This is a genomic window from Hymenobacter tenuis, assembly GCF_054780495.1.
This window is the reverse complement of record NZ_BAAGWF010000001.1, coordinates 2,178,314-2,204,553: the sequence shown is the minus strand read 5'-3', so window position 1 is coordinate 2,204,553 and position 26,240 is coordinate 2,178,314. Positions and strand designations below refer to the sequence as shown.

The window sequence follows — 26,240 nt, the reverse complement described above, 5'->3', positions numbered from 1 at the left end:
GCTAGATGACTAGTAGTCAGTGGCTAAACAGCTGGCGGGCGTGAGTTGCTCCCTGAGCACCGTACAACATGCGGGCATGCCAGGCCGGGCACGTGCCGAAAGACCACCATACGCGGTGTTTGCCACGCCCTGCAAGCAGAGGCGAGAACCTGAAAGTACTAGGGGCAACATGCCAGCAAACGTGCTAGCTCAGCTGGATACAGCGGGGTACTAACAACAACAACACGCGCCAGCCATGTACCAACCAGCTACGTGCATGCACACGCCAGAGGTGAGCCGTTGCGAAGGAGCAACGGGAGAAGCAGAGCGAACCGAAACGTTGTTGGCAGTGTCCACGGCAACTTGTTTTTATATGTGCAGGAGTTGGCACCGTTCCAGTAACTGGGGGTTGCCGGCGTTTCGTCGAGCCTGTCTCTCCACGCCTCTGTATAAAAACAATCCTTTGGTCAGAAAGAATTGACTCTGCAAAGGTAAATCAGGCCGTAGCACATTGCCAAATTCAACCACATATGGTTGCTAGGTACCTTGATGAATTAAACCACTAGAGCCCAAAAAAGCCCAGCCAATTGCTTGACCGGGCTTTTCTTACGCTAGAGGGCTAGTAAACTTATAGGTTGCCGCGCAGGGCCTGCTCACGCTCAATGGCCTCAAACAGCGCCTTAAAGTTGCCTTTGCCGAAGCTCTTGGCGCCTTTGCGCTGAATGATTTCATAAAATACGGTGGGGCGGTCTTCCACGGGCTTCGTGAAAATCTGGAGCAAATAGCCTTCCTCGTCGCGGTCCACGAGCAGGTTCAGGTCGCGGATGCTGTCCAGATCCTCATCGATGTGGCCCACGCGGTCCAGCAGGTCATCGTAGTAGGTGTTGGGCACCTGCAGAAACTCCACACCGCGGCGGCGCAGCTCCGTTACCGTCGTGCGGATGTCGTTGGTGATAAGGGCCATGTGCTGCACCCCAGGCGAGTGGTAGAAATCGAGGTATTCCTCAATCTGCGACTTTTTCTTGCCTTCGGCAGGCTCATTGATGGGGAATTTCACGAAGCCGTTACCATTCGACACCACCTTGCTCATCAGGGCCGAATACTCGGTGCTGATGTCGTCGTCATCGAAGGTGATGAGAAGCTTAAAGCCCATCACGTCCTCATAGAACTTCACCCATTGGTTCATTTCGCCCCAGCCCACGTTGCCTACGCAGTGGTCGACGTACTGCAGGCCCACGGCCGGGCCTTGCGGAACGTTGCTTTTGCGGGCCACGAAACCCGGCAGGAATGGGCCCGAGTAGTTGGTGCGCTCCACGAAGGTATGGATGGTTTCGCCGTAGGTATAAATGCCCGACAGCGTCACGGAGCCGTGTTCGTCCTCGATGGTATAGGGCTCAAAAGCGGGCTTGGCGCCGCGCTTGGTGGTTTCCTCGAACGATTTGCGGGCATCATCTACCCACAGGGCCATCACCTTCACACCATCGCCGTGTTGGGCTACGTGGCGGGTAATGTCGGAGTCGGGCAGGAGGGAGGTAGTGAGCACCAGCCGAATTTTGTTTTGCTGCAGCACGTAGCTGGCCCGGTCGCGCACGCCGGTTTCGGGGCCGGCATAGGCTACCAGCTCAAAGCCGAAAGCCGCCTGATAGAAATACGCCGACTGCTTGGCATTACCGACGTAAAACTCCAGAAAATCAGTGCCATTGAGCGGCAGAAAATCGTGGGCGGGATGGGCCTGTACGGCCGGCGAAGTCATGGTTTCCATGGGCGGGATATGAAGTAACGGGTGGATAGAATGCGTTGGTAAAAATACAGGAATAGCCGGATTCGTGGCGCTTCTGCCAACATGCGCTTCCGGAACTTCGTAAATTCCCCAATTCCTACGCACCTTTGCAACACACCATTTATTGCCCGTGGCCATGAATAAGGAGGACCTCGACCGCGCCCTCGTTGCGCTCATCGAAAAGAAACAGTTGCTGCACGAGATGTCGTACGACGACGCCCGCTACGATGATGTAGAGGAGGAACTGCACGATCTGGAAGACGATTTCAACGAAGAGTACGGCCCTTTCCTGGAGGCGGCCCTAGAGAAAGTGCACAACGACCTGAACTCGGATACCGACGTGCTGCTGCCTACGGCCTACTTGCCCTCCAGCACCGGCGGCAAACCCTCGCCCAAAGAAGGCGTGTGGGTTGACTCCGAGAAGTACCCCGGCAAAGAGGCGCGTATTACGCTCGTACCCAGCCCCACCCGCATCATGCTAACGGTAGGCAAAGCCGTGCAGCAGGAGCTCTGGAAGGCGTAAGCTGAGCAGTACATTTGCTCTAATCACCTAAAGTATGCCAAGGCGCAGCCGACGCAGCTTGCACGGAGCCAAGTGGGTACTAGCCCTCTTAGAACCCGTAAGCTGCGTCGGCTGCGCCTTGGCATGAGCAGGCATTTCATCTATAACATTAGCGCATGCTCTACCGCATTGCCGACCCCGCCGATTGGGAGCAGGCCCAGCAAACCGGCTTCTTTGCCAGCCCCGACCTAGCAGCCGAGGGCTTCATTCACTGCTCGGAGCAGCACCAGATTCTGGAAACAGCCCACCGCTACTACCCCCATCGTACTGGCCTAGTGTTACTAGAATGGGACGAAGAAGCGCTGGCTGCGGCCGGAGTGGGTCTGGAGCGAGAGTGGGTGGAGAGCCGGCAGCAGCATTTCGCGCATGTATTCGGGCCGGTGCCACTGGCTGTCGTGCGGCGCTGGTGGGTGTTTGGTGCCGATGCTGCGGGGCGGTTTGAGCTGCCTGAAGGGCTAGTACAGTAGAACTTGGAGCTATTGTTGCGGTGCAGAAACACTATATAGCGCCGGCGTAGTTGTTAGTTTTTTGCGCCGGCTCTGGTCAGTAGTTATCCTTCCAGAAATTACTTTAATGACTATTTCATCCTTACGCATCGGGCAGGGGTTTGCGGCCTTGTGGTGCCTAGTGCTTTTAACTTCCTGCAGCTCTACATCTTTCCTCAAGATGCTGCCCAACCGCTACGATGGGCCCTGGGTAGATGGCCACCCTACTAGCGTGGTGCGCCACCCCGACAGCGTGCTAGTTCGCTTGGGTTTTGTACGCTACGAGCAGAAAGCACTGGTTTTTGAAGCACAGTTCACTAATTATTCCGATCAGCCTGTAGTAGTTGTGCCCGAAACCTTCTACTACCTTATGCTCCCGAACGATTCCTTGGCCGAAGCCCAGCTGGCTCAGGGAATACAACACCTTAAGGTTCCGGCCTTGGACCCGCAGATGCAACTGCAGCAGTTGGCCGCCAAGCGCGACAAGCAGGCCGCCAAGGCCACAAACGTTAGCTGGTTTGAAATCCTGACCAGCGCAAGCCATGTGGCCGAAGATGTAGCTAGCATCAAAAAGAAAGAAACAGCCGAGCAAGTTGCGGAGCGCGACGACCGCCACCAAAGCGACAACGCGTTTTTTGAGGAACAGCGAGAGCAACATGCCCAGCAAGCCGATGAGCTTCACAACAAATTAGCCCATTTGGAGTCGTCGGTGCTGCTCCGAACCACGCTGCAGCCGGGGGAACGAGTTACGGGCCAGGTGTATTTTCCCCGGAATGACTACATGAAACGCGTGCGCCTCGTGGCCTTCTTCAATGAGCGCCCCGTGCAGTTCGATTTCACCCAGATTCCGGGTATCTAGTACTTAGGTAGTATCTGAAAAGGCAAAATCATTCAGTAAGAGTGATGTAGCTTGCCAATCACTGCCGAATGCAAATTCAATTGCCCGTAAAAAAGCCCTTCCTGATATAGTTCAGGAAGGGCTTTTTGATGGACTAGGTGCTTGGGCTATACGAGCTCGGCAAGCTCTAGCCAACGCTCTCCTTTCGTGTCGAGGTCAGCGTCGGTGCGCTTGAGTTGAGCGGCCCAATCGGCTAGCTCTTGGTGGGAGCCAGTGCCGGAGTTCAGCTTTCCTATTAGCTCCTGCTTCTGGATTTCGAGTTGCTCCAGCTCCTTTTCCAGCGTTTCGTACTCCTTTTTTTCGGCAAAGGTGGCCTTGCGCTTAGGCGTCTCGCTAGGTTTAGGAGCAGCTGCAACCGGCGCTGGCGCTGGGGCCGCAACGGCTGCTTTGGCAGCGGCGCGCGCCTGCTTGGCTTCTTTCTCAGCGGACTCCACGGCGGCTTCACTTTCGCGCTCGGCCAGGTAGCCGCGGTAGTCGGTGTAGTTGCCGGGGAAGTTGAGCACGGCCCCACCGGGCTCCAGCACAAACAGGTGGTCGGCCAACTGATCCAGGAAGTACCGGTCGTGGCTTACGATAATCAGGCAGCCGCCAAAGTGCAGCAGGAAGTCTTCCAGAATGTTGAGCGTGCCCAGGTCCAGGTCGTTGGTTGGCTCGTCAAGAATCAGAAAGTTGGGGTTCTTGATAAGTACCCGTAGCAGTTGCAAACGGCGCTTTTCGCCCCCGCTCAGCTTACTTACCATGGTGTACTGCTGGGCCGGCGGAAATAGAAACAAGCTCAGAAACTGGCTGGCCGTGAGTACGTCGCCGTTGGCTAGCTCCACAATTTCGGCCACCTCCTTCACAATGTCGATAACTCGCTGCGAAGGGTCAAATTCCAGCTCCGTTTGCGTGTAGTAGCCAAACACGGTGGTCTGGCCCACTTCAATGGTACCCGAATCGGGCTGGAGCTTGCCCGTGAGCATGTTCAGCAGCGTGGATTTGCCCGCGCCATTGGGGCCAACCAAACCAATCCGGTCCTTCTTCTTGAACACGTAGCTGAAATCATCCAGCACCACGTTGTCGCCAAACTTCTTGTTGAGGTGGCTGGCTTCAATAATTTTACCGCCCTGGCGCGTGGTTTTCACGCTCAGCTCCACCTGCTGTTTGCTGAGGTTGGTGCTAGCTTTCTCCTTGGTAATATAGAAGGCGTCGATGCGGGCTTTTTGCTTGGTGCCCCGGGCCTGCGGCATGCGGCGCATCCATTCCAGCTCCTTTTTAAACAGCTGGCGGGCCTTTTCTACCTCGGTGGCTTCCCGCATCTCGCGGTCGGCTTTCTTCTCTACAAAGTAGGCGTAGTTGCCCTGGTAGCGGTACATCTGTCCCTTGTCGAGCTCCACTATTTCGTTGGCCACGCTGTCGAGGAAGTACCGGTCGTGGGTTACCATCAGCAGCGTCAGGCTCGGCGACGACAGGCGGTTTTCCAGCCACTCAATGGTAGCCAAGTCCAGGTGGTTGGTTGGTTCGTCGAGCAGCAGTACGTCGGGTTCTTCGATGAGCACGCGGGCCAGTGCCACTCGTTTGCGCTGCCCACCCGAAAGCTGGCTAACGTTGCGCGTCAGCAGTTCGCCGAGGATGCCCAGTCGGCTTAAGATCTGCTGCACCTGCGCCTCATAATCCCAGGCATTAAGCGCATCCATACGCTCCAGCACGCGCTGCAGGTCATCAGACTTGTGGTCGGGGTCATTGACGACGTGCTCGTATTCCTTAATGGCGCGTAGCGTATCGTTCTGGCTGGCGAAGATGGTTTCTTCTACCGTTAGGCTTTCATCAAACACCGGTTGCTGGCCCAGGTACGTAACCCGGATGCCTTTGCGGGTGCTCACCAAGCCCGTATCGGGCTGCTCAAGGCCCGCCAAGATGCGCATGAGCGTGGTTTTTCCAGTGCCGTTGATGCCCACGAAGGCTACGCGCTGGCCCTGGAGCAAGCCAAAGTTCAGGTCCCGGAACAGCCACCGGTCGGCGTAATTTTTTGAGAGATTCTCAGCAGAAAGCAGATTCATACCTGCAAAGGTACGAGAGGGAGGGTTGTGAAAGGAGAAGGAGGTGAAAATGTGAACGGTGGGTTTAATGTTCAGGCCTACCTAGTAGTACAGCCAAACAGCAAACTCACCAGTCCTTATTTTCAGCTCTTCACTTGCCACTTATATCACCCGTACCCGGTCGCGGTGAGTGTCGTCGCGCAGGATTTCGAGGCCGCGGTAGGCCAGCGGGCGGCCAGTGTTGTGCGTGAGGCTGTCGCCTTCATACAGATGAGCCACATCCAGCACGAGTTGCGTGTACTTACGCTCGCCTAGCTCAATGGCAACCGGACGGCCGTGGCTGGAGTCGAAGGTGGCCAGCACCTGGTCAATTTCTTCCAGAATCTTGCTCATATGCTCAAAAGGGAACGGATAAGGCAGGAAATATAAGAAGTTGTGAGGATTTGGCGCGCCCTCCACAGAAATTTAGCATGCTACTAATGGCATGAGCACCAGCACGGCATGGCAACTCAGGAATGGTAACCTCTACCGTAGATAGGAACAGGCAAGCATAATTAACTCAGAGGCAAACGACTGAGTTGTACTAAAAAGTGGAAGTGACAACTACACCAGTCTGCACAAAAAACTGCCCCGATGACTTCTATCTCAGAAGCCATCGGGGCAGTTTGCGCGCCAATCGGACCTAGTTACTTAGCCAGCATTTTCAGCAGAGCTTCGGCCGCTGGCTCCGATGAAGCCGGGTTTTGGCCCGTGATGAGGTTGCCGTCTTGCGTGACGTAGGGGGCCCAGTCAGCGCCTTTAGAGTAGTTGCCGCCGTTTTGCTTCAGCATATCTTCTACCAAGAAGGGAACGACATTGGTTAGCTGCACAGCTTCTTCCTCGGTGTTCGTGAAACCAGCTACCGATTTGCCTTTCACCAGTGGGTTGCCGGTGGCATCTTTTGCATGGCGCAGCACGCCCGGGGCGTGGCATACAGCTGCTACGGGTTTGCCAGCGTTGTACATGGTCTCAATCAGCTCGATGGATGTACGGTCTTCAGCCAGGTCCCATAGAGGGCCGTGGCCGCCGGGGTAAAACACAGCATCAAAATCAGCGGCCGAAACAGACGAGAGTGGAACCGTGTTGGCCAACGCCTTTTGGGCTTCCGGGTCTTTTTTGAAACGCTCGGTTGCCTCCGTCTGGGCGCTGGGGTCGTCGCTTTTGGGGTCTAGCGGAGGTTGGCCACCTTTGGGCGAAGCCAGTGTGAGCGTAGCACCGGCATCTTTAAACACGTAGTAGGGGGCGGCAAATTCTTCCAGCCAGAAACCGGTTTTGTGCCCAGTGTTGCCTAGTTGGTCGTGCGAGGTAAGAACTACTAAAATATTCATTTGCAAGAAAATTAGGTGGTGGAAAGTGACTTGGGTGCAAGTAAGGACGCACGCCGAAGCTGAACTGTAGATTACGGCAAAGAGTTGTGGACAGTTTGCGCAGCAGCAAAGGGTAGTAAAGGACTAGGGCCTAAAACTTACGCAACCTTCACGATGGCCTTGCCGGTATTTTCGCCCTTAAACAGGCCCAGGAACGCCGTTGGTATCTGGTCGAAGCCGTCGGTAATCGTTTCCTCGGTTTGGAGCTGACCGGCTTTGTACCACTCGGTAAGCTGCTTTACCGCCTCGGGCCACCGCTGATAATAGTCGCTCACGATGAAGCCTTGCAGGCGGGAGCTAGTAGTGAGCAGCTTGCCTTCGGGCCGCGGGCCAACCGGCGCCTCGGTGGCATTGTAGCTGGAAATCTGGCCGCAGAGGGCAATACGGGCGTGCTTGTTCAGCAGGTTGTACACGGCGTCCGTAATAGCGCCGCCTACATTATCGAAGTAGCAATCTACGCCATTGGGGGCTGCGGCCGCCAGCGCCGCCTGAATGTTAGCCGTTTTGTAGTTGATGGCTTCATCGAACCCCAACTGCTTGAGATAGGCCACTTTCTCATCGGAGCCGGCCGTGCCTATCACGCGCGCTCCTTTAATCTTGGCAATTTGGCCTACGAGCATGCCCACGGCGCCGGCAGCACCTGAAACCACGACCGTTTCGCCGGCTTTTGGCTGGCAGATATCGAGCAGCCCGAAATAGGCTGTGATGCCCGGCATGCCGAGTAATCCCAGGTAATAACTGATAGGGGCCTGGTCGGCAGGTACTTGCTGCAGACCCTGACCCTCCGAAATGCTGTATTGTTGCCAGGGCAGGTTCCCCACTACCAGAGTGCCTACCGGAAATTGATCCAGCTTACTTTCCACCACTTCGGCGACCACACTACCGGCAATGGGCTGGCCTACCTCAAACGGTGGCACATACGATTTGCCCGCGTTCATCCGGCCTCGCATATACGGGTCGACGGAAACATAGCGGGTTTTGAGCAGCACCTGGCCCTGCTGAAGCGGTGGAAGCTCCAGGGTTTCAAACTGGAATTGAGCGGCGGTCGGCTCCCCTTTCGGGCGACTGGCCAGCAGGATAGTTTGCGTTTGCATAGCGCGGAGGTAGTGATGGAGAGGAAAATAAAACTGTCATTCTGAGCGCAACGCAACTGCTTCTGGCGCCGGTACAGAATTAACCGTTCACCCGGGAAAAGCTCCTGCGTGCTGCTCAGAATGACAGCGTTACTACGTGGCCTGCAAAGGGCTAGGCCGCATTAGTGGTGGTAGTCAGGTTTACCTCGATGTTACCTTTGGTAGCGCGCGAGTAAGGGCAAATGCCGTGCGCAGCTTCCACTAGTTGCTCGGCTTGGGCCTGCTCAAAACCTGGTAGGTTCACGTGCAGGTCGGCCGAAATGCCGTAGCCGCCGTCCTCGGCTTTGCCAAAGCCGATGAACGCTTCAACCGTAACGTTTTCCAACTTCACTTGGGCTTGGCGGGCTGCTACCCCCAAAGCGCCTTCAAAGCAGGCGGCATAGCCAGCGGCAAAAAGCTGCTCCGGGTTGGTGGCACCCGCTTTGCCCGGGCCACCCATTTCTTTGGGAGTGCTGAGGGCAACCGTGAGCACGTTGTTATTGGTGGTCACGTGGCCGTCACGGCCGCCTTTGGCTTTGGCTTGAGCAGTGAAGATTTTCTCGATTTTCATGAGAAGTGGTTAAATGGTAAATGAAGATGGCTAGGCCAGCCGGGTAAGTAAGGTGTTGAGTTGCTGCCGTAAGCTTTCAAACTCAGGCGGCGACATATCGAGCTTAGTTAGAAGCTGCTCCGGTACCTGGCAAGCCCGCTGTTGCAGAGCTCGCCCCGCCGGCAGCAACCCAATAATCACGGAGCGCTCATCGCGCGGGTCGCGGCGGCGGCTAATCCATTGCTTTTGCTCCAGGCGCTTCAGCAGAGGTGTTAAGGTGCCCGAGTCGAGCAGTAGCTTTTCGCCCAACTCCTTCACTGTAAGCTCTTGGTGCTCCCACAGCAGCAGAAACACTAGGTACTGCGGATAGGTAAGGTCAAGTTCCTGCAGCAGCGGCTGGTAGGCCTTAGTGATCATCCGCGAAAGGGCATACAACGGAAAGCACAACTGGTTTTCCAGTTGCAGCAGCGGGTTCGTGTCGGGGAAGTTGGGCGTCTGAGTCATGCTTCTGGTGTAGTTAACTGAATATGGTTGTGCAATGTTTGGTTGTGCACAATTAAAATAAGTACTGGCAAGATAAAATGCTGTCTGACAAGCCAATAAAATTTAGACTGGACAGTTGCTTCATCCATCATTGCACGCTGATGCCAACAAAAAGCCCTGAAACCACGCGGTGCGCAGTTTCAGGGCTAGTGCAAAGCTTTTTAGGAAACTAGGCCTGCTGGTAGGCCTGCATACCGCCTACTAGGTTGCGGACATGCTTGAAGCCTTGCTGCGTCAGGAAAGCTTTGGCCGAACTGGAGCGGCCGCCGCCTTTGCAATGCACTACCACCTCCTGCTCTTTCAGGTCTTCCAGTTCGTCGAGCTTGGTTGGGAGTGTGCCGAGCGGAATATTCTGGCTGCCTTCAATGCGGCTTTCTTCATTTTCCCAAGGCTCGCGCACATCAATAATAACGGGAGCCGTGCCAGCGGCCTGGCGCTCTTTCAATTCAGCAGCGGTGATGTCGTTCATGTAAGGCATTGGTTACGTTTCGTGGGAATAAGGGGTAGGGGTGGTGGCGCTTTTCTGGGTGCAACAATAAGAAGAAACTGCCACACCTACTGAGCAACCAGGGTTTGTGGTAGGCGGAACCCTAGTGAGCCGCTACAGCTAGGCGCTTGGTTACAATTTGGCCATTCAGAAGCGTGAGCCGTACAAAATACAGGCCAGCCGGCAATACAGGCATCGCCAAAATGGCTTGGCCGCGCTGGCCCGTGGGTTGCTCCCACACTACCCGGCCCAAGGCATCCAGAGCAGATGCGCGGGCATAGCGGCCCTGCACCTGCACGCGGCCATCACGGGTTGGATTAGGAAACAGTTGATAGCCCGCCGCTACCTCGGCCGGAGCGGCCGATGAGGTAACTACACTGCTGACCACGGGGCGCAGCATCAGGGCGCCGGCAGGGCTAGTGGCCGTGGCCGTAGTAATGGCCGACCAAGTGCCCTGGGCATTAATAAAGAAAGAACCAGCGGGCGGCGCATTGTTCAGGTCCAAGCCAAACTCAATGTATTGCCCTATAGCACCCTGCCCGTAGCCGGCGTAAAACGTACCACTCACCGGAACCGGGGCATCGAAGGCTACTTCTACAAAGTTTTGGCCGGCAGGCAACGTGGCCGGAATCACAAACGACTTAGTGGCTTTGGGTGTTGCCGTTGGTTTGCCCGTGCCATCGTCATCCCAAATGTTAAGTGTAATAGGCCGGCCAGCCGCCGTAATCAGCCCGGGAGCCAACCGGATAGCACGTATCTGGTCGGGCTGGTTAAGGTCGAAGCGAAGGGCATAGTAGCTGGCTGGTCCCGTTGACACGGGCGGCAGGCTGATGCTGGCTTCGGCGGTGCCGTCGTCGTAGGCATAATAGTCGCTCAGCTCCGTTAGGCGCGTAATGGTATCGTTGGGGAGCGTAAGCGGGTTGGTTTCGTTGGTGACCAGTGTAATGCGCTGCCGCAGTACCTTGGTGGCCGCCGTAGCCGGCACAGAAGCGGTACTGGGGTTACCCGTAACGGGCTGCTGGCGCGCGTTGGCATCTAGTGAGAGGCCACCCTCCAGAAATTGGCTCCGTGGGCCGCTGGGCAATACTTCCAGGGTGCCGGTCCAGGTGATAGGGGTAGGAGCGGGGCCGGCATCCAGGTTATTAATGGTAGTGCCGGTGCGGTCGGTTAGCTCTTGGCTTGGGTTCTGGTTGAACTGTGCCACCGGCATGGCGGCGTAGCGCTTAAGGGCGCTAGGCAAGGGGCGGCTGGTGGCAATGTCGCGGAAGGCAGAGTCGGTGGCCGTGCGGTTACGGTCCATCCGGATGTAGTCGAGGCTCCAGGCATCGCGGGCATTGTAGAGGTAGCCGCTCACACGAAACCGGAACCGAAACTGGCTGTGAAAAAAACCTGCCTGATTGACGGGTAAGGCCTTAAATCGGAAGTTGGTGGTATCGCCCTGGCTCCGCAGCTGCCACACCTGCCGCCATTGCTGGTCGCTGTCCAGAAAATCGACATACAACGCAATCGGGCGAGTTCCGCTGGGTGAGGGCGGCCCAACAAGTGTGCCCGCCTGCCAGAAAAAGCTTAGGTATACGTTGTCAGTTGTGGAAAGCGCACTCAAATCCAAAGGCTGAGAAACCAAAGAATCAGCATCTCCGATAAACGAAACCGGGCCCCTTGGTCGTCCTGAAGCCGAAAGCCCATCGAGTGTGGCTACTCCCCGGGTAGGAGGTCGCCGCGGGAAACGGCTGTTTATGAGGGTCCCGCCGCTGGTTTCCCAGCGCTGGGCATCGGGTCGGCCTTCGGGCTGGCTGGCAAAATCATCGAAAAAAGGAAGCGTTAAAGCTGCGCCGCGCCGCGTTCCGGCCGTAGGGCTGGCTCGGTGGGCAGGTTCAGCCCCTAACGGCCGCACCACCGCTTGGGCTAGGCTTTGCTGCGAAGCCAGACCTAGTAGAAGAAGGCACCCAAAAAATAAGCGTAACGAAGTTGTCATCAGGGCAAAGTACGGCAATAGAGTGGAGGGAGCGAACAGCCTGCCATGTCCTCACGAAGGGAAACAAAAAAGGTTCGCTGGCAATTGCCAACGAACCTTTTCTGATTGTAGTACAACTCGGCTATTCCACCGCTTTCACGGGCTCTTCACCGGCAATCCAAACGTCAACCATTTGGCCCATCCGGATGGTCGTATTGGGGCCTGACACGGGGCGTTGCTTTACAATGGAGCCTTCCGTTTCGCCGTCTTGGGCGGGCTGATAGAACTTCTCTCCTACCATTAGGCCTTGGCCAGCCAGCAGAGTAAATGCCTCATCAGCAGGCATATTTACGAGGTTAGGCACCGGGAACTCCTGATTTCCTAGGCCGTCACCCACCTCCAAGTCAACGCGCGTGTTCTTGGCAATAGGAGCGCCGGGCGTAATTTCTTTGCCGCCCACAAACTGCCGCAACACGGCATCTTTCTGAATGTTGGGCACCAGCTTAATTTGACCTACAATCAAATCATAGCTTTTCAGAATCATTTGGGCGTTTTTCAGCGAGCCGTCGGTCAGCTTGGGCATCTTAATCACCGGCGGGTTCTTCATGGCCACCGTGATATAGATTTTGCGACCTTCTTTTACTTTCTCTCCGGCTTTTGGCTCCTGGTTCAACACCGTGCCGGGCCGAATATCGGGACGGTACGTGCTGTCATCCACGAAGTGCGCTAGGTTGCGCTCATCGAGGTAATCTTCCAGATCAGTCTGGTTCATGCCCGTTACCTTAGGTACCACAATGGTTTCGCCGTGGTTAGTGGTGATGGGCAGGTACACATAGAAGAACCCGAACACCAGGATACCCGTCGCCAGCAAAATCACCAGCACGTGTTTGAGCAGGTCGGCCGGAGTATCGGATTTAAAAAAAGACATCGGGAGTAGCTAGGAGTTAAAAGCTAGTGAAGCGCCACCGAAGCGGCCGACAAAACTAGGGATTAGTAGGCTAGTTCCTCACTTCATTGGAAGCGGGAGACAAGGTTCTTTGCTGCTTATACCACTGCCTTCTCCGTCCGCTGCTTCCCAAACTCCAAAATCCGGTCGATGAAGTCGTAGGGGGTGTAGCCGGCTAGGGCGGTTTGATGGAAGATGCAGGTAGCGGGCGTCATGCCGGGCAGGGAGTTCACCTCAATGATAATGACTTCTACGGCTCCGTTCTGCCGTACCCGCACAAAGGCATCAATGCGAGCATAGCCCTGAATGTTCAGGATTTCCGCCACGCGCCGCAGCTCACTCTTCACTTCCTCCGACACGCGCTGGCGTTCCGTCAGGTCGGCGGCATAGCGGGCGGGCGTGATGTTTTGGCCTTCACCGGCCAGGAATTTCTCCTCTAGGCTCAGTACCTCGCCGGTTGCTAGGGCCTCGGAAGCCTCAAACACCTCAATTTTCAGCTCGCCATTTTCATCCCAGTGCGTGAGCAGGCCGCCGGTTACTTCCAGGAAGTGTGCAGCGCCGTCGCGGTCAATGAGCGTTTCTACCAGGAAAGCTTCTTTCTGCGGGAACTCCTCCTTGAAGCCCAGGCTGAGGGTAGTGGCCTCGGCGGGCATCAGGTCTTCCTGACCGCGGAAAATCAGGCGCGTGAAGGCCTCCAGCTCCTCGCGGTTTTTGATTTTCTTTACGGCTGAAGAGCAGCCGTCATCAGCGGGTTTGGCAATGAAGGGGTAGGGGAACTGCGTTTCCAGGCTGCGGTAGAAGCTTTCCGCGTCGGCGTCCCACTCCAGGCGGTTGGCCATGCGGTGCTCAGCCACGCGCAAGCCGGCTTCGCGCAGGCGACGGTTGGTTTCGAACTTGTTGATGGTGATAGAGGAGCTTTCTACGCCCGAGCCGTTGTAGGGCAGGCCGAATTTTTCTAGCTCGCGCTGCAAAGCACCATCCTCGCCGGGCCGGCCGTGCAGGGCAATAAATACCTCATCTACCATCCCGGCCAACTCCTCAAACGACACACGCCGGGGTTGGGCCGTAAGCTGACCAGCGTAGGTGCTGGTAATAGCCTGGGCCTCACGACGAATGTGCTCCAGAATGGGGTGTAGGCTGTGGCCCGCTTCCATGTGTTCTACCTTCTCCCGGATGTCGTCGGCGTTGTCCTTAAGCATCACGTTAATGGGTAGCACATACAGGCGGAATTCCTGGCTGTTGCCGGTCAGGAACACGGGCACGGGCTCGTACTTGATGGAGGAGCTCAGCTTCTCGTAGATGTTGCGGCCGCTTTCCACCGAAATATGGCGCTCCGAGGAGTAACCGCCCATAATCACGGCTACTTTGGTGCGGTTGCGCTCCTCACTGGCCCTAGCGGCTACGGCCGCATCCAACTGAGTCAGCAACCCCGCCAACTTCACCGGACGCAGCCCTGCCCGCCGCCGAGCAGCTAGCGAAGTCCGGATCAGGTAAGTCAGGAACTGCGAAGGGTTCAGCCCAATTTCAGCCGCCTGGTGGAAGAAGAACGACGCCGGTAACATACCCGACGTTGTGTTCGGGTCGTTCAGAAACAGCTTGCTATCAGAGCCAATAAAGCCATCAAGGCGGGCATATACCTGGAACCCGAAGGTGCGGAACATTTCCTCGCAGGCCTCGCGGATGCGTTGAATTTCGGCTTCGGGCAGGTCAATAGGCGTGATTTTGCGCGACAGGCCGGGCAGGTACTTTGAGCGGTAATCGAACATCTCCTCGCCCTTCACGATTTCCGTGGGCGGCAGGGCTAGCGCTTTGCCATTGGGGTCTTCTACCACAATGCACGAAAACTCGCGGCCATGCACGAAGCTCTCCACCAACACCTGCGTCTCGCCTTCTACACTGGTCAGGCGCACCGAGCTAGCCGTTTGGAGGCGCTCATTCAGCACGCGTAGCAACTGCTCCGGCTGGTAAATCAGCTCGGGCTCCTCATTGAGCACAACCGGCAGGCCGATGCCCTCGCGGATATCCACTAGCTGCTGCAGCCACACAATCTTCTTTTGCTCCGATAGCGCCTGCCACTCTTGCTGGGTTACGGTTTTGCGGAACAAGCTGCGCTCTACGGCCGTGGCAAATTTCGCCACATCAGCCTCGCGCAGAATGCTCACGCCAATGCTGCTGCCCTGGCGCGGAGCCTTAAACACCAACGGCAAACCAAGCTCCCGCACGAGGTAGTCGAGGGTAGCTTGGGTATCGGCCACATCCCATTCCTCCGCCGTGATAAGGCGGAAGTCGGGGGTAGGGCGGCCCAGGGCTTTAAGCAGCTTCTTTTGGGCAATTTTATCAATGCCGAAGGCCGAAGGTAAAATGCCGGAGCCCGAGTACGGAATGCCGTACCACTCCAGCAAACCCTGAATGGCGCCGTCTTCGCCGCCGGGGCCGTGCAGGGCCAGGAACGCGAAGTCCATGAGGCTGCTCAGCTCCTGGGGCTGCACGCACTGGCCTACCTCCGAGATGATGCGGTCCTGCTCGACCAAGCTCAACTCGCCCAAGCTCTCAAAGTACATCTGCACCGGTAGCTCCGTGCGCGGCAGCGCCGACACGGGCGGGTAAAAGTCGCGGATGGTGCCTTTGTAGATGTATTCCCACTCCAGCCGGATGAAGTTGCCGCGGCTGTCCACAAACACGGGCACAGCCTCAAACAAGGACTTATCCAAATTATCGTACACGGTGCGGCCGCCCGCAAAGCTGATTTCCCGCTCACGCGACGGGCCGCCGAAGAAGATGCCTATTTTCATACGTAGGGGCAAAGGTAGTATTTCGGGAGGTGCGGAAATAACCCATACGGGCTACTAGCTTGCGCACCCCAACAAAGTGCCTCCCAATAACGTGTCATAGGGAGCAAAACAGCTGGTTTCCGCATTTCGGCAACCTAGTCCCAACCCAAAAGCGCCCAGGTTGCTAGGGCAGTTTCTGCACGAAAGCGCTAGATTTTGCCCAATGCCGGGTTTTCTACCAGCTGCTTAGCTCAAAATCTTACCTTCGCCCCAGCCAAACCCATTTCCATTGCATGAAAACTCTCGATCAGTACAACTTTGCCGGCAAGCGTGCCGTGGTGCGCGTAGATTTCAACGTGCCCCTCGATAAGAGCTTCGCCATCACCGACGACACGCGCATTCGGGCTGCTACCCCTACTATCAAGAAAATCCTGGCTGATGGCGGCTCCGTGGTGCTGCTCTCGCACCTGGGTCGGCCCAAAGGCGGACCAGAAGACAAGTACTCCTTGAAGCACATTGTGGCACGCCTAAGCCAGGAGTACGGCCAGGAGGTGCAGTTTGCTGATGATGCTCTGAAGGCCGAAGAAAAGGCGCAGGCGCTGCAAGCCGGTCAGATTCTGCTAGTGGAAAATGTGCGTTTCTACGCCGAAGAAGAGAAAGGCAACCCTGAGTTTGCGACCAAGCTGGCCAAACTCGGCGACGTATATGTAAATGATGCTTTCGGGGCCGCGCACCGTAAGCACGCTTCTACGGCTGTAATTGCTGAGAGCTTTGCGCCCGAAGACCGGGTAGGCGGCTACCTGCTGCAAGGCGAGCTAGACAACGCCAAAAAAGTACTGGAAGAAGCCGAGCGCCCCTTCACCGCCATCATGGGCGGCGCCAAAATCTCTGACAAAATTCTCATCATCGAGAAGCTGCTTGATAAGGTAGATAACCTGCTCATCGGCGGCGGCATGGCCTACACATTTGCCAAGGCACAAGGCGGCCAGATCGGTAACTCTTTGCTGGAGGCGGACAAAATGGACCTGGCTCTGGAGCTCATCGAAAAGGCCAAAGCCAAAGGCGTAAACCTGGTGTTGCCCACCGACAGCATCATTGCCGACAAATTCGCTAACGACGCGGAAACCAAAGTAGCCCCGAACGACCAGATTCCGGAAGGCTGGCTCGGCCTCGACCTAGGTCCGGAATCTATCAAAGCCTTCACTGACATCGTGCGCCAGTCGAAAACCATTCTGTGGAATGGCCCGATGGGCGTGTTTGAGATGAGCAGCTTTGCTAAAGGCACCGAAACCGTTGCCCAAGCCATTGCCGATGCCACCAAAGCTGGCGCCTTCAGCCTCATCGGTGGCGGCGACTCCGCGGCGGCCGTGAATCAGCTCGGCTTCTCAGAGCAGGTATCCTACATAAGCACTGGCGGTGGCGCCCTGCTCGAGTACATGGAAGGCAAGGAGTTGCCTGGTGTAACTGCCCTAGGCGGCCGGTAGAGCAGCACTGAATAGAACAACAAAAAACCACCAACTTTTCAGTCGGTGGTTTTTTGTTGTTCTATTTCTGAGCTAGTTGGCTGATGGAGCAAGGCCGTATTCAGTGCCTAACATATTGTCAGAACCATAAAACCGACCGATGAGGCGCGTTTTTAGCTTATGAAATTCATTGTCATTAAGTGCTCCCATACTACGGAGCCATTCCAGACGGGCTAACTGTGGCTCGACTGGCAGCAACGGATCTATTTTGGCATACTGCTTTATTAGATACTGCGTAGTATGAGCACGGATCGAGCTGACAAACGAGACTATCGCTTCCTGATTTCTAGTGCTGTCAAACACGGCTATATTACCACTGGCTGTAGTGATAAGAAAATCATGTCGCCAGAGTTGTAAAGCATAGCTGCTTACGCCCAGCAGGAGTTCGGTTAAAATAAGTAGCAGCCACATGGCAGACTCACGCTGGGTTGGTTGCGCAACGATAGTATAAGTTGCTTTTAAGCAGCCAAACCCAATAAATAGGGCAGCAAGCGTCAATCGGAAAGGGAAAGTATGATACCGGCCAATTCCAACGGGTAGCAATTCTTCGTAGGAAATCAGGATATCGGACCGTTTGAAAAACCGCTTTTCCTCAATCCGTAAGCCTGTTTCTTGAAGGGTAAGATGCGAATAGCCAATGAGGGAATAGGGCTGCTTTAACTCTGGTAGCATAGACAGGGATGAGTCCACAGTAAGGAAAGCAAAAATACTATTTAGTTCACGTACGGCGTCTCCAAGTCCTGGCCCATGAGCTTGAGCGGATCAAGTGAGAGGCGGCCCGTGAGGCGGGTGCTTAGGGTTTTAAGCTCGGCCGCCGACAGTACATTAAGGTGATGCAGCCAGTTGAGCCGATGCAGTTGCAGCTCAATGGGGCCTAGCGGATTAATCTGGGCGTATTCATCGCGCAAATACCCGTGTGCCCGCAGGCGCAGCTCGTGGGCAAAAGCCTCCAGCGCCGGGCGTTTACTAGGCTGGTCGCGCAGCGTAACCCGAATGCGGTTGGTACCCAGCGTGATGGTGTGGGCAAGGCGACGGCGTATTAGGAGTATTGTCCATAGACCTAGCAGAAACCCTAAACCGCCGACTAGTAAAGGCGCTGCTTTCTGATTTGTCAGGTAGAAAGCCGTCTGTGCAATTAACCACCCCGCTATCAGGAGGGGCTCAATGTTCAGCGAAGACGGGCTGGCATATTCCAGCTCCACGGGCAATAGTTCTTCGTACGGAATTTCGGTTTCAAGCCACGGCGCACCGTTTCGGTTGCTCTGGCTGACATAAAGCCCATGCTGGCGCAGTAGCAGCACCGTAGTGCCACGAAACAGATGAGACTGAGTAAAAGTAGAAAAGGTCATTAGCAGAGCCAATCCGGGCGAGTAGGCCCTTTGGCAGATAGCTTTAGCGAAAAATAAAGGGAGTAGGCGTAAAGCACAGCACAAAAATAACCAGCATTAGCCAGCCCAGCACTTTCCGGCTACGGGAAAGCGGCCGCTCATCGGGTGCCGGAGGGTGAAATATGCCGGTGAGTCGGGCCAACATCAGCCCAAAAGCCAACCAACTTGGGTTGCCTTCCAGCCCGGGCGCCGCCGACGCCAAAGCCAGTTGCCCCAGCCAGATACTAATACCGAGCAGAATGGCCCGCCGCGCAGTAGGCACCACGCGCCGCAGTACCAACCACAAATACAGGGCGTAGGGCGCGGCTCCGTAAAGCCAGGTGTCCTGGTCAGAGCGCAGGGAAAAAAGTCCTAAGCCTGCATAGAAGATAAAGCCAATGAATAGCACCGCCGACACCCTTGCCGCCCGGCGTGGGCCTAGTAATCCATACACAATATGCCCGCCATCCAGCTGCCCAATTGGAAGCAGATTCAGCGCTGTGAAAAACAGAGCCAGCACGCCCGCAACCAACACCGGGTAATGCATCAGTTCAATCGGGTGCGGCATCCGAGCTGGGTCAGCCAGCAAAGAGGCTAGGCCCTGAAAAAGTAATGGTTGGGCCAGCACTGCACTAACTTCTTGGCCGGGCGGATACACAAAGTTGGCGTAGTTAGCCCCATACATGCGGTATTGCGGATGAATGCCATACAGATACTCAAGAGGAGGCAAATTCAACAAACCATACACTATAACAGCCAGCGCCACTATAAACCCAGCCAGCGGCCCCGCCAGCCCTACATCAAAGAATTCCCGCCGGGAGAAAATTCGGTCCTTGATTCGAATAACTGCCCCAAACGTGCCAATTCCCAATGGGAACGGAATGAAATACGGCAGCGTCGCCCGAATCTGATAGTAGCGCGCCATAAAATAGTGCCCAAACTCATGCACTACCAGCATGCCCAGAAATGGTACCGAAAACCATAGCCCAGGCTGCAGAGCCGCCAACATCTGAGGCCACGGCTGCAGTAGCAGGTCATAAGGTGGATATTTCTCGGTAATGGCTCCAGCCGTAAGCACCAAGCCAGCAAGCGTGGTAGTGAGCAGCGTAACTAAAAATAGCAGCAAATGAAGCCCATACTGCCAGAAGCGCGGCAACGGTCGGCGCTCATAGCGCTGAAATGCCGCGGCCGCATCTTGGGCCGCTTCAACTGAAGTATACGAGGTAGAAGAAGGCGCCTGAATATCAGGCAGGGGTAGGGGCGGAGTATTCTCGGGGGAAGGCACGGATAGCAGCGGGCAAAGCGTCAGGCAGCGTGAGCGGCGGAGTCAGGAACAGGGTGCGTAGTCCTAACCGCTGAGCCGTGGCAATGTGTTGAGGACTGTCTTCGATAAACAACGTTTCCTCGGCCTTCCAGTTCATCTGCTGCAGCGCATGCCGGAAAATTTCTTCGCCCGGCTTACGCAAGCCTACCTGCTGGGAGTAGAACACTCGGTCAAGGCAATCTGCAATGCCGTGCTCCAAACCGTACTGCGTTTTTAAGCGGCAGTTTATTTCCTCGATGTGAATCTGGTTGGTATTGGAGAGCAAGGCAGTCTGATGTCCCTGCGCCCGTAGCTCGGCAATCAGCGCCAACCTTTCGGCCGGCACATCTAGCAACATCGCATTCCAGGCCGCATCCAGCTGCTCATCGGTGGCAGTTAATTGATAATGGGTGCGTAACCCCTCCCGGAACTGCTGAGGCGAAAGTTGCCCGGTTTCCATCAGGTCGAATAGCTCCGCTTGGGCGGCCTGCGTAAACTCAATGCTGCTCCCATACTGGCGCATTGCCGCCAAAGTCAGGCTGTAATCAATATTGATAATTACGCCCCCAAAATCAAAAAGGAGGTTTGGCTTCGTTGACATAAGGAAAAGGAGTAGGGGGTATTCCAAGCTCACAAAGCCTGCAGATGCCAAACCGGTAAATCGCCCCTTTTTGTCTATCTGCACGCGTTGCCTTTGCAAATTCGCCAACAAAAGTCGAAGTTTGCGCAGCTGAAACCAACGAGCGAATCGTTGATTTTGCATCGGGCCTATAGCTCAATCGGTTAGAGCAGCTGACTCATAATCAGCAGGTCACTGGTTCGATTCCAGTTGGGCCCACTAATATAAGTTTAACCCCGTTAGGATTATCCTGATGGGGTTTTTTGCTTTTTGCTGATAAAACAAGGTGTAAACTTTCACCTACGACGGGAATCTACCGATGAACTTAAGACCGGGAAAACATACTTTTCCAACTAGAGTACCTATCGAGATTACATTAAAGGCGGTTACCATGGGTGGGCAGGAGTATTATTACCAAAGCCGCCGAGAATTTCTACTCTACTAGGTACCTGTGGAAGTTTAGCCACCGATTGGCGATGGTAGCAACAGCGCTGCAGAGCACGGCGGCTTTGGAGGCTAATGAATTGGCATGAACTACCGATTCGAGCCCGGGACATCGTGAAGCTGACAAGTGGCTTTAAATTACTCTGTGGTGTTCTAGTGGAAGGTGAATCGGTGGTTAGGGTCCTCGATGCAGAGTTTCAAGCGAACACGATGCATAGCCAGCGAGCGACTGAACAAGCAGGATTTGCGCACGAACACGGCACAGCGTTGGCGCAGGGAAAAGTTAACAGCTTCCACTATACTGATGTGGCCGTCGGCCTTTGGCACTGGGCCGGTGCGCGGCCGATGGCAGCACCTGCCGGTAGGCCTCCCACTTATCCGTACGTACCGGTGCGATACTAAGCCGACACCGCCAGCCAGAGCCAACGCGCCGTGGCCGTGCTGCGGGTGCCTAGTACCCACGCGATAATGCGGCGGGTGTAGCGCTCTATGGCCAGCCACAGCCAAATTTTTCGCCGTTTACGACCCATAAACGTTCACAGTTCATTTAGTTCCAGTACTGGGGCCGGCTGGGCTTGGGGCGCGCCTGAGGCGGAGCCAGTGCTTTTTGCCAGTTTGGCCACCGTCATGCGCGAGACGCTCGTCAGGGGCACAATCGCGCGTTGCGAGACGCGTTCCACCAGCAGCTTTTTTAACTTGGGCGTAGCGTGCGACCCGAGCCAGTGAGGCCGGCTAAAAATAGCCTTGATGGCCGCAACTCGTGCACTGGTGCTTGGCCCGGCCACCACTACTGCCGTTTTTGCGAATCTGCAGGCTCGCGCACCGGCTGCAGACATGATGAGTCGTTATCATCTAGGCTTATACGAACTCACCCTCCATTAGACCATCGCCACATTAAAAAGCACAAGCCATGGCTCTTACAAGGAACTAGCACTTTTTAAGTTTACTTTGTTAAAAAAAACTTTTTCAATATGATTTATATCGAGTTGCTTTGTGTACCTCTCTTTTAAATCGCAATTTCTCATCAACATTCAAACCAAGCTAAATGCTTAGCTTATCCTTGAGGTTAACCTAGTCTCTCTAAGCATGGGGTGGTGGCTAAAGTGGAGTGCAGTGAACGAGGGGGACTTAGGCAATGAATCAGATTAGAAACCAACTATTAAGATTTCTATGTTTCGTAAGCTGGTACAGCTTCAAAAACACAGTAAATTTTTTTGTAATGTGGTAACATTCTACGGCAGTAACAGCAACCTAAGGTTCAGTTGACGTAAACGAAGTCTCCTTTATTCATCCAGCTATCTTAGTAGAGTACCTGATTCTGTCGCATTGGTTCGCGCGTATCTCATATATTCAAATGTCTAGCATCGGTTCTGACTTTAATTATATACCTACCATGCGTGCATATAATCTTTCCTCAAAACTGAGCAAAGAAGGCTTTCTGGCAATTTGGACGGTGATTCGATAGAAATCTAGCTTTGCGTGGGAATATGGGTAGCAACCTGTTAGTTAGGTTGAGTGATTTTAAGTATACTGACTTGAGTATGTATGGTAAGTAGTTGATTACAAGCTTTTTTTTGGTTATTAGACAATTGATAGTTTTTATTTAAACTTAAATATTGTTGAATATTTAGGTGGTGCTCCAATAACAATATAAAAAAATATTGACTTGTTTAATATTATTTATCTAATTTTGTAGAACTTCAACACTATTACAATGAACTTAAATCTGAAAGGTAAAAACTTGGTAATTGGTCTTGCCTCCAAGTATAAATATAGTGACCTTCTCCCTTTTGTTGAAAGCTTACGCGAAACTGGCTACGATGGTGATTTAGTATGGTTTGTTTCAAAATTAGATAATGAATGCTTGGTGAAGCTTCGCCAAGATGGTGTTATTTGTATCACTTATGAAGAAACATATCCTTACTTTAAGGAGGTGAATCTAATTAAGGCGCTGCCTGAGCAGAGTGATCAGTTATTTTCCCCTAATAGTCTTAGATTTATATTTTATAAGGTATTTATGTCACTTTATGGGCATCTTTATGAAAGGATATTACATGCTGACACCCGTGATGTATATTTTCAAGAAGATATTTTTTCTAAGCCATGGCAGGATGGTGTGTATTGCTTTTTGGAGGATAGATCAGAAACTATAAAATCACAAAAATATAATGCTCTATGGATAAAAGCAGGCTTTGGTGAAGATGTGCTAAATGAAATTGGCGACAATCCTATCTCTTGCTGCGGTGTAGTATATGGAACAGCGCAATATTTTATAAAATACGTTGATGTTATGGTGCAGTTAATTATTAGCATTCCTCCGCAAACTGGCGTGCTAGAACAAGGGATACACAATTATCTTTTATATAAATCAAAAATTAAAAATTCAATAATTGTTAATGATGATGAAGGAGAGGTAAGTACGCTGACTACCTTTAAGCCATTTAATAATATATCTTTTGACACAAAAAAAAGGATACTAAATGTCGATGGCCAGGTAGTATCTATTATTCATCAATATGATAGGCATCTACGCTTGCTGTGGCGCTATAATAAGCGTGCCTTTTTTACAAAGGTTGAAAACCTAGCTAAGCGTAAGATACTTCTGGCTATGGGAAGAAAGTTCAATGATTAACAGATCAACAGAATTTTGTAGTTGTTTTTAAGCAAGTTTCTCCACTGGTTTGTGAAACAGAAGCAGATGAATCTGATCATTCGTTGACGGACTGACCGGTTAGATAGGTCGGGCTATTGTCCTTCCGCATGTCATCCGGGATAAGTAGCAGCTACAAATAGACACTAGGGCCAAGTGACGCCACTTATCTTTCAACAGTTGAAAATTTACGACAAAGCACAGGTAGCCTTGCTGCCGTTCGCCGCCAAGATCTATCCCCATTAGGGAGTGAACTGGGCTACGTGCATCGCAGCATCGTTTTAAAGTGGATACAGCTATGTCTTCGTTTCATGGCGTTGACTAATATTGCCGCCATAAACTGTCCGACTTTTGGAGATCACTTAAATTGATGTATATAAAAGATTAATCTAGAAATAGTAGTAAGTTAAAACTATGGACACTACCCAGTACCCCCAAAACGAGCACCCAAAGCAGCCAGAAATGAAGCTTGAACAGGAAGACCACACGTTGGAGGACTTAGCTGCATTGACCGGTTTGTTTAACCCAGACGTTATAGTAAACGAAATAATAGCGCTGGATAAGGAAGACGAGCAGGAGGAGACCAAGCCGGAATAATAGGACGAGCTGCCGCCTTAGCTAACAAGGTAAAACTAGCGCATTTTGCGGTTTGACGTGCGTGTCGTTGCTTGAACGAAGGTTTCCTATTGGGGAAGATAAATTTGGAAGGTGGTGCCTTGATCTACTACGCTTTCTACCTCTATATGCCCGCCTGCCTGGTGTGCCAGTCGGTTTACTAGGTATAGCCCGATGCCGGAACCGGGTACCTCCGGATGAAACCGTCGGAACAGCTGAAACAGCTCGCTCCTGTATCGCTCCATATTGATGCCACGACCGTTGTCCTGGATGCGGAGGATAAAGGTATTGCCCTCTTGATGGGTGGTTAGCTTTATGTGTAGTGGCCGATGGGGCTCGGCATACTTCAGGGCGTTGCTCAATAAGTTATATAGGATGCTGTGCAGGCTGGCCCGTGCAATGCGCAGGGTAGGAGCCGCAGCAAAAAGCAGCTCAATGTGAGGCTCCGGCTGGGGTGAATGGGGCTGCAAGCTACTGATGATTTCCTCTGTGAAGGGCTGCAGATCAATAAGTTCTGCTGGCACCTGCTCCAGCTGCCGCTGAATCTGTACTAGCTCCGTCAAGCTCTCAATGGTGCTCAAGATTTCCTGTAGGGCCTTCTCAAACATGCATACCATGCCGGGCGCGTCCGGATCATGGAAAGTGGTGGTGCGCTTGAGTTCTGCAAACAGGCCCGTCATGTTGTGGATGGGCTGTTTCAGGTCGTGCGAGGCGGTGTACACGAAATTGTCCAGATCAGAGTTGATCCGAACTAATTTCTCGTTCTGCAGAATTAGTTGCGCGTTGGCACGAGCCAGCTCCTCGCGCTGATCCTCAGCCTGGGTTTTGGCTCGCAGCAGTTCCTGCTCGTATTTGCGCCGCTCGGTGATATCAAACAGGGTTACGCGAATCAGCAGAGGTTCCGAGTTGCTGTCGCGAATCAGGGTGGCGTTCATCAGAACCGGAAGGGTAGTGCCATCCTTGCGGCGAAGCAGGTAGCTCAGTTCCCGAACCTGATCCTGCAGCAGCAGCAGCGGAGAGCAGTGCGTTTCGTAGTGCAGGCGTCCGCCAACGGTTAGGAGCTGTTGCAGGCAGTGCCGGGCTATTAACTCTTGGCGCGCATAGCCCAGCCACGTGAGCAGGGTCTGGTTTAATTTTACTAGGGTGCCATCGGGCAGGCAAGTGCAATACCCGCACGGCGCATGCTCGTAAAGGTCATCCAGGTTTTCCTGCGTGAGGCGCAGGTCTAACTCCGGCAGCAGTTCATCGTCCGGCACACTCATGATACTGGTAGCGGGGCGGAAGCCAGAAACTGCTGAATAGCGGCAATGGTAGCCTGCGGCGCACTCAGGTGCGGGCAGTGGCCTGAGGTATTGAGGATGACGAGCTGGCTGTGCGGTAGCTGCTGCTGCAAATAGGTTCCGACTGCTACGGGGGCTAGCGCATCATGAGCACATTGCAGAATAAGGCAAGGCGTAGAAACCAGGGGCAGGTCAGTTCGGTTATCGGCTAGAAACGTGACGCGAGCAAAGTGACGGGCAATAGAGGGCTCAGTGCGGCAGAAGCTTTGGTGCAGTTCCTCCGTTAGCTCCGGCTTATCTGGGTTGCCCATGATTACAGGCGTAATGGCGCCCGACCAACCCAGATAGTTGCTGTCCATGGCCTCGAGTAGCTCCTCAATATCAGTCTTCTCAAAACCACCAGTATAGCCAATATCATTAATGAAGCGCGGAGACGGCGCTACCAGCACGAGCTTGGCAAACCGGGCCGGCTCCCGGATGGCAGCCAACACGCCCGTCATGGCGCTAACCGAATGCCCTACGAATATTACCTGCTCCAAGCCAAGCGCCTGAATTACCTCCAGAATATCGTCGGCATGAGCGGAAAGGGAGCTGTAGCGGTCGGGGTCGTAGGCGGCCAAATCAGAGTTGCCCGCGCCTACCAAATCAAAAAGCACTACCCGGTACTCAGCCTCAAAGGCTGGCGCTACCAGCCTCCACATGCGCTGGTCGCAGCCGAAACCGTGGGCAAACATGATGGCCTCTTCTCCTGACCCGGAAACTGTGACGTTGTTGCGCTTTAAAACATCCATATGCGGGAAATCAGGAACTGAAGACACTCTATTCTGCCTAGCTGCCGCCGACCATCCAGTCTCATACTTTACTGTACGAGTGGTAGGTAGGAGGATGTTGCCGCCCGACGGAGCTACCAAGAGGTTTGCCTGAAAAAGCTACCTAGTAGGGCAGTAC

At 54.1% G+C, this 26,240-nt stretch carries 25 protein-coding genes, 1 tRNA gene and 1 riboswitch; of the genes, 7 read left to right on the top strand and 19 right to left on the bottom strand.

All coding sequences use genetic code 11. From position 1 onward, the window contains the following. Positions 1–345: 345 nt before the first annotated feature. A riboswitch (SAM riboswitch) is annotated at positions 346–435 on the bottom strand. Between the two features lie 172 nt (positions 436–607). Next, positions 608–1,741 carry a 4-hydroxyphenylpyruvate dioxygenase family protein gene (gene hppD, locus ACYVGU_RS09525; protein ID WP_460614596.1) on the bottom strand — a complete coding sequence of 378 codons (1,134 nt, stop codon included), beginning with the start codon at positions 1,739–1,741 and terminating at the stop codon, positions 608–610. Between the two features lie 154 nt (positions 1,742–1,895). On the opposite strand from hppD, the gene ACYVGU_RS09520 reads away from it, so the two are divergent. From ACYVGU_RS09520 to ACYVGU_RS09510, 3 genes are all read left to right on the top strand, one after another. Continuing rightward, complete coding sequence (locus ACYVGU_RS09520) at positions 1,896–2,282, top strand: hypothetical protein (protein ID WP_460614595.1); 387 nt, start codon at positions 1,896–1,898, stop codon at positions 2,280–2,282. A 155-nt stretch (positions 2,283–2,437) separates the two neighbouring features. Continuing rightward, positions 2,438–2,788, top strand: a complete 351-nt coding sequence (locus ACYVGU_RS09515; RefSeq protein ID WP_460621849.1) for a DUF952 domain-containing protein — start codon at positions 2,438–2,440, stop codon at positions 2,786–2,788. A gap of 106 nt (positions 2,789–2,894) precedes the next feature. Continuing rightward, entirely contained in the window at positions 2,895–3,665 is a 771-nt protein-coding gene (locus tag ACYVGU_RS09510) for a hypothetical protein (protein ID WP_460621848.1), read from the top strand. A 146-nt stretch (positions 3,666–3,811) separates the two neighbouring features. Here ACYVGU_RS09510 and ACYVGU_RS09505 read toward each other — a convergent pair whose 3' ends face one another. The 10 genes from ACYVGU_RS09505 to ACYVGU_RS09460 all read right to left on the bottom strand — a co-directional run bounded on the left by ACYVGU_RS09505 (position 3,812) and on the right by ACYVGU_RS09460 (position 15,512). Next, positions 3,812–5,743: an ABC-F family ATP-binding cassette domain-containing protein gene (locus ACYVGU_RS09505; protein WP_460621847.1), complete on the bottom strand. Its 1,932-nt coding sequence runs from the start codon at positions 5,741–5,743 to the stop codon at positions 3,812–3,814. A gap of 141 nt (positions 5,744–5,884) precedes the next feature. Further along, positions 5,885–6,115 (bottom strand): hypothetical protein, encoded by a 231-nt coding sequence (locus ACYVGU_RS09500; protein ID WP_460614591.1) that lies wholly within the window; start codon positions 6,113–6,115, stop codon positions 5,885–5,887. Positions 6,116–6,408: 293 nt separating this feature from the next. Beyond that, on the bottom strand, positions 6,409–7,089 hold the full coding sequence (locus tag ACYVGU_RS09495; RefSeq protein WP_460621846.1) for a type 1 glutamine amidotransferase domain-containing protein: 681 nt from the start codon (positions 7,087–7,089) through the stop codon (positions 6,409–6,411). A gap of 137 nt (positions 7,090–7,226) precedes the next feature. Continuing rightward, the gene (locus ACYVGU_RS09490; protein ID WP_460621845.1) at positions 7,227–8,222 is read right to left on the bottom strand and encodes an NADP-dependent oxidoreductase; all 996 of its coding nucleotides are present in this window, start codon (positions 8,220–8,222) and stop codon (positions 7,227–7,229) included. A gap of 151 nt (positions 8,223–8,373) precedes the next feature. After that, on the bottom strand, positions 8,374–8,811 hold the full coding sequence (locus tag ACYVGU_RS09485) for an organic hydroperoxide resistance protein (RefSeq protein WP_460621844.1): 438 nt from the start codon (positions 8,809–8,811) through the stop codon (positions 8,374–8,376). Positions 8,812–8,841: 30 nt separating this feature from the next. Then, on the bottom strand, positions 8,842–9,294 hold the full coding sequence (locus tag ACYVGU_RS09480; protein ID WP_460621843.1) for a MarR family winged helix-turn-helix transcriptional regulator: 453 nt from the start codon (positions 9,292–9,294) through the stop codon (positions 8,842–8,844). Positions 9,295–9,502: 208 nt separating this feature from the next. Next, positions 9,503–9,802 carry a rhodanese-like domain-containing protein gene (locus ACYVGU_RS09475; RefSeq protein WP_460614585.1) on the bottom strand — a complete coding sequence of 100 codons (300 nt, stop codon included), beginning with the start codon at positions 9,800–9,802 and terminating at the stop codon, positions 9,503–9,505. A 121-nt stretch (positions 9,803–9,923) separates the two neighbouring features. Continuing rightward, a complete protein-coding gene (locus tag ACYVGU_RS09470) occupies positions 9,924–11,795 on the bottom strand; it encodes a T9SS type A sorting domain-containing protein (protein WP_460621842.1) in 1,872 nt (623 codons plus the stop codon). Between the two features lie 121 nt (positions 11,796–11,916). Next, positions 11,917–12,702, bottom strand: coding sequence for a PASTA domain-containing protein (locus tag ACYVGU_RS09465; RefSeq protein ID WP_460614583.1), 786 nt, complete (start codon positions 12,700–12,702; stop codon positions 11,917–11,919). A gap of 116 nt (positions 12,703–12,818) precedes the next feature. Beyond that, on the bottom strand, positions 12,819–15,512 hold the full coding sequence (locus ACYVGU_RS09460) for a D-alanine--D-alanine ligase family protein (RefSeq protein ID WP_460621841.1): 2,694 nt from the start codon (positions 15,510–15,512) through the stop codon (positions 12,819–12,821). Positions 15,513–15,784: 272 nt separating this feature from the next. Between ACYVGU_RS09460 and ACYVGU_RS09455 the strand changes: the two genes are divergently transcribed. Beyond that, positions 15,785–16,975 carry a phosphoglycerate kinase gene (locus ACYVGU_RS09455; protein ID WP_460621840.1) on the top strand — a complete coding sequence of 397 codons (1,191 nt, stop codon included), beginning with the start codon at positions 15,785–15,787 and terminating at the stop codon, positions 16,973–16,975. Between the two features lie 72 nt (positions 16,976–17,047). Here the strand turns inward: ACYVGU_RS09455 and ACYVGU_RS09450 are convergent, their stop codons facing one another. Genes ACYVGU_RS09450 through ACYVGU_RS09435 form a run of 4 tightly spaced genes read right to left on the bottom strand, consistent with a single transcriptional unit; the run spans position 17,048 to position 20,285 of the window. Next, entirely contained in the window at positions 17,048–17,704 is a 657-nt protein-coding gene (locus tag ACYVGU_RS09450) for a hypothetical protein (protein ID WP_460621839.1), read from the bottom strand. Positions 17,705–17,727: 23 nt separating this feature from the next. Next, the gene (locus ACYVGU_RS09445) at positions 17,728–18,363 is read right to left on the bottom strand and encodes a hypothetical protein (protein ID WP_460621838.1); all 636 of its coding nucleotides are present in this window, start codon (positions 18,361–18,363) and stop codon (positions 17,728–17,730) included. A gap of 43 nt (positions 18,364–18,406) precedes the next feature. Beyond that, a complete protein-coding gene (locus tag ACYVGU_RS09440; protein ID WP_460621837.1) occupies positions 18,407–19,666 on the bottom strand; it encodes a site-2 protease family protein in 1,260 nt (419 codons plus the stop codon). Further along, positions 19,626–20,285 (bottom strand): HAD family hydrolase, encoded by a 660-nt coding sequence (locus ACYVGU_RS09435; RefSeq protein WP_460621836.1) that lies wholly within the window; start codon positions 20,283–20,285, stop codon positions 19,626–19,628. The genes ACYVGU_RS09440 and ACYVGU_RS09435 overlap by 41 nt, the downstream gene beginning before the upstream one ends. A 163-nt stretch (positions 20,286–20,448) precedes the next feature. Between ACYVGU_RS09435 and ACYVGU_RS09430 the strand changes: the two genes are divergently transcribed. Beyond that, positions 20,449–20,522 (top strand) — tRNA-Ile (locus ACYVGU_RS09430). Between the two features lie 623 nt (positions 20,523–21,145). On the opposite strand, the gene ACYVGU_RS09425 is transcribed toward ACYVGU_RS09430, so the two are convergent. Further along, positions 21,146–21,277, bottom strand: coding sequence for an IS1 family transposase (locus ACYVGU_RS09425; protein ID WP_460621835.1), 132 nt, complete (start codon positions 21,275–21,277; stop codon positions 21,146–21,148). 202 nt (positions 21,278–21,479) lie between these two features. Beyond that, positions 21,480–21,599, bottom strand: coding sequence for a transposase-like zinc-binding domain-containing protein (locus ACYVGU_RS09420; protein WP_460621834.1), 120 nt, complete (start codon positions 21,597–21,599; stop codon positions 21,480–21,482). An 862-nt stretch (positions 21,600–22,461) separates the two neighbouring features. Here ACYVGU_RS09420 and ACYVGU_RS09415 point away from each other — a divergent pair. Then, positions 22,462–23,379 carry a hypothetical protein gene (locus ACYVGU_RS09415; RefSeq protein ID WP_460621833.1) on the top strand — a complete coding sequence of 306 codons (918 nt, stop codon included), beginning with the start codon at positions 22,462–22,464 and terminating at the stop codon, positions 23,377–23,379. Positions 23,380–23,811: 432 nt separating this feature from the next. After that, positions 23,812–23,994: a hypothetical protein gene (locus ACYVGU_RS09410; RefSeq protein WP_460621832.1), complete on the top strand. Its 183-nt coding sequence runs from the start codon at positions 23,812–23,814 to the stop codon at positions 23,992–23,994. A gap of 86 nt (positions 23,995–24,080) precedes the next feature. On the opposite strand, the gene ACYVGU_RS09405 is transcribed toward ACYVGU_RS09410, so the two are convergent. Both ACYVGU_RS09405 and ACYVGU_RS09400 read right to left on the bottom strand, forming a co-directional pair. After that, positions 24,081–25,274 (bottom strand): sensor histidine kinase, encoded by a 1,194-nt coding sequence (locus ACYVGU_RS09405; RefSeq protein ID WP_460621831.1) that lies wholly within the window; start codon positions 25,272–25,274, stop codon positions 24,081–24,083. Then, on the bottom strand, positions 25,271–26,083 hold the full coding sequence (locus ACYVGU_RS09400; RefSeq protein ID WP_460621830.1) for an alpha/beta fold hydrolase: 813 nt from the start codon (positions 26,081–26,083) through the stop codon (positions 25,271–25,273). The genes ACYVGU_RS09405 and ACYVGU_RS09400 overlap by 4 nt, the downstream gene beginning before the upstream one ends. Positions 26,084–26,240 lie beyond the last annotated feature (157 nt).

Bases quoted from the DNA above. Each gene is read 5' to 3' on its own strand.
- hppD (WP_460614596.1), bottom strand. From the start codon at position 1,741: ATGGAAACCATGACTTCGCCGGCCGTACAGGCCCATCCCGCCCACGAT.
- ACYVGU_RS09520 (WP_460614595.1), top strand. From the start codon at position 1,896: ATGAATAAGGAGGACCTCGACCGCGCCCTCGTTGCGCTCATCGAAAAG.
- ACYVGU_RS09515 (WP_460621849.1), top strand. From the start codon at position 2,438: ATGCTCTACCGCATTGCCGACCCCGCCGATTGGGAGCAGGCCCAGCAA.
- ACYVGU_RS09510 (WP_460621848.1), top strand. From the start codon at position 2,895: ATGACTATTTCATCCTTACGCATCGGGCAGGGGTTTGCGGCCTTGTGG.
- ACYVGU_RS09505 (WP_460621847.1), bottom strand. From the start codon at position 5,743: ATGAATCTGCTTTCTGCTGAGAATCTCTCAAAAAATTACGCCGACCGG.
- ACYVGU_RS09500 (WP_460614591.1), bottom strand. From the start codon at position 6,115: ATGAGCAAGATTCTGGAAGAAATTGACCAGGTGCTGGCCACCTTCGAC.
- ACYVGU_RS09495 (WP_460621846.1), bottom strand. From the start codon at position 7,089: ATGAATATTTTAGTAGTTCTTACCTCGCACGACCAACTAGGCAACACT.
- ACYVGU_RS09490 (WP_460621845.1), bottom strand. From the start codon at position 8,222: ATGCAAACGCAAACTATCCTGCTGGCCAGTCGCCCGAAAGGGGAGCCG.
- ACYVGU_RS09485 (WP_460621844.1), bottom strand. From the start codon at position 8,811: ATGAAAATCGAGAAAATCTTCACTGCTCAAGCCAAAGCCAAAGGCGGC.
- ACYVGU_RS09480 (WP_460621843.1), bottom strand. From the start codon at position 9,294: ATGACTCAGACGCCCAACTTCCCCGACACGAACCCGCTGCTGCAACTG.
- ACYVGU_RS09475 (WP_460614585.1), bottom strand. From the start codon at position 9,802: ATGAACGACATCACCGCTGCTGAATTGAAAGAGCGCCAGGCCGCTGGC.
- ACYVGU_RS09470 (WP_460621842.1), bottom strand. From the start codon at position 11,795: ATGACAACTTCGTTACGCTTATTTTTTGGGTGCCTTCTTCTACTAGGT.
- ACYVGU_RS09465 (WP_460614583.1), bottom strand. From the start codon at position 12,702: ATGTCTTTTTTTAAATCCGATACTCCGGCCGACCTGCTCAAACACGTG.
- ACYVGU_RS09460 (WP_460621841.1), bottom strand. From the start codon at position 15,512: ATGAAAATAGGCATCTTCTTCGGCGGCCCGTCGCGTGAGCGGGAAATC.
- ACYVGU_RS09455 (WP_460621840.1), top strand. From the start codon at position 15,785: ATGAAAACTCTCGATCAGTACAACTTTGCCGGCAAGCGTGCCGTGGTG.
- ACYVGU_RS09445 (WP_460621838.1), bottom strand. From the start codon at position 18,363: ATGACCTTTTCTACTTTTACTCAGTCTCATCTGTTTCGTGGCACTACG.
- ACYVGU_RS09435 (WP_460621836.1), bottom strand. From the start codon at position 20,285: ATGTCAACGAAGCCAAACCTCCTTTTTGATTTTGGGGGCGTAATTATC.
- ACYVGU_RS09425 (WP_460621835.1), bottom strand. From the start codon at position 21,277: ATGGGTCGTAAACGGCGAAAAATTTGGCTGTGGCTGGCCATAGAGCGC.
- ACYVGU_RS09420 (WP_460621834.1), bottom strand. From the start codon at position 21,599: ATGATAACGACTCATCATGTCTGCAGCCGGTGCGCGAGCCTGCAGATT.
- ACYVGU_RS09415 (WP_460621833.1), top strand. From the start codon at position 22,462: ATGAACTTAAATCTGAAAGGTAAAAACTTGGTAATTGGTCTTGCCTCC.
- ACYVGU_RS09410 (WP_460621832.1), top strand. From the start codon at position 23,812: ATGGACACTACCCAGTACCCCCAAAACGAGCACCCAAAGCAGCCAGAA.
- ACYVGU_RS09405 (WP_460621831.1), bottom strand. From the start codon at position 25,274: ATGAGTGTGCCGGACGATGAACTGCTGCCGGAGTTAGACCTGCGCCTC.
- ACYVGU_RS09400 (WP_460621830.1), bottom strand. From the start codon at position 26,083: ATGGATGTTTTAAAGCGCAACAACGTCACAGTTTCCGGGTCAGGAGAA.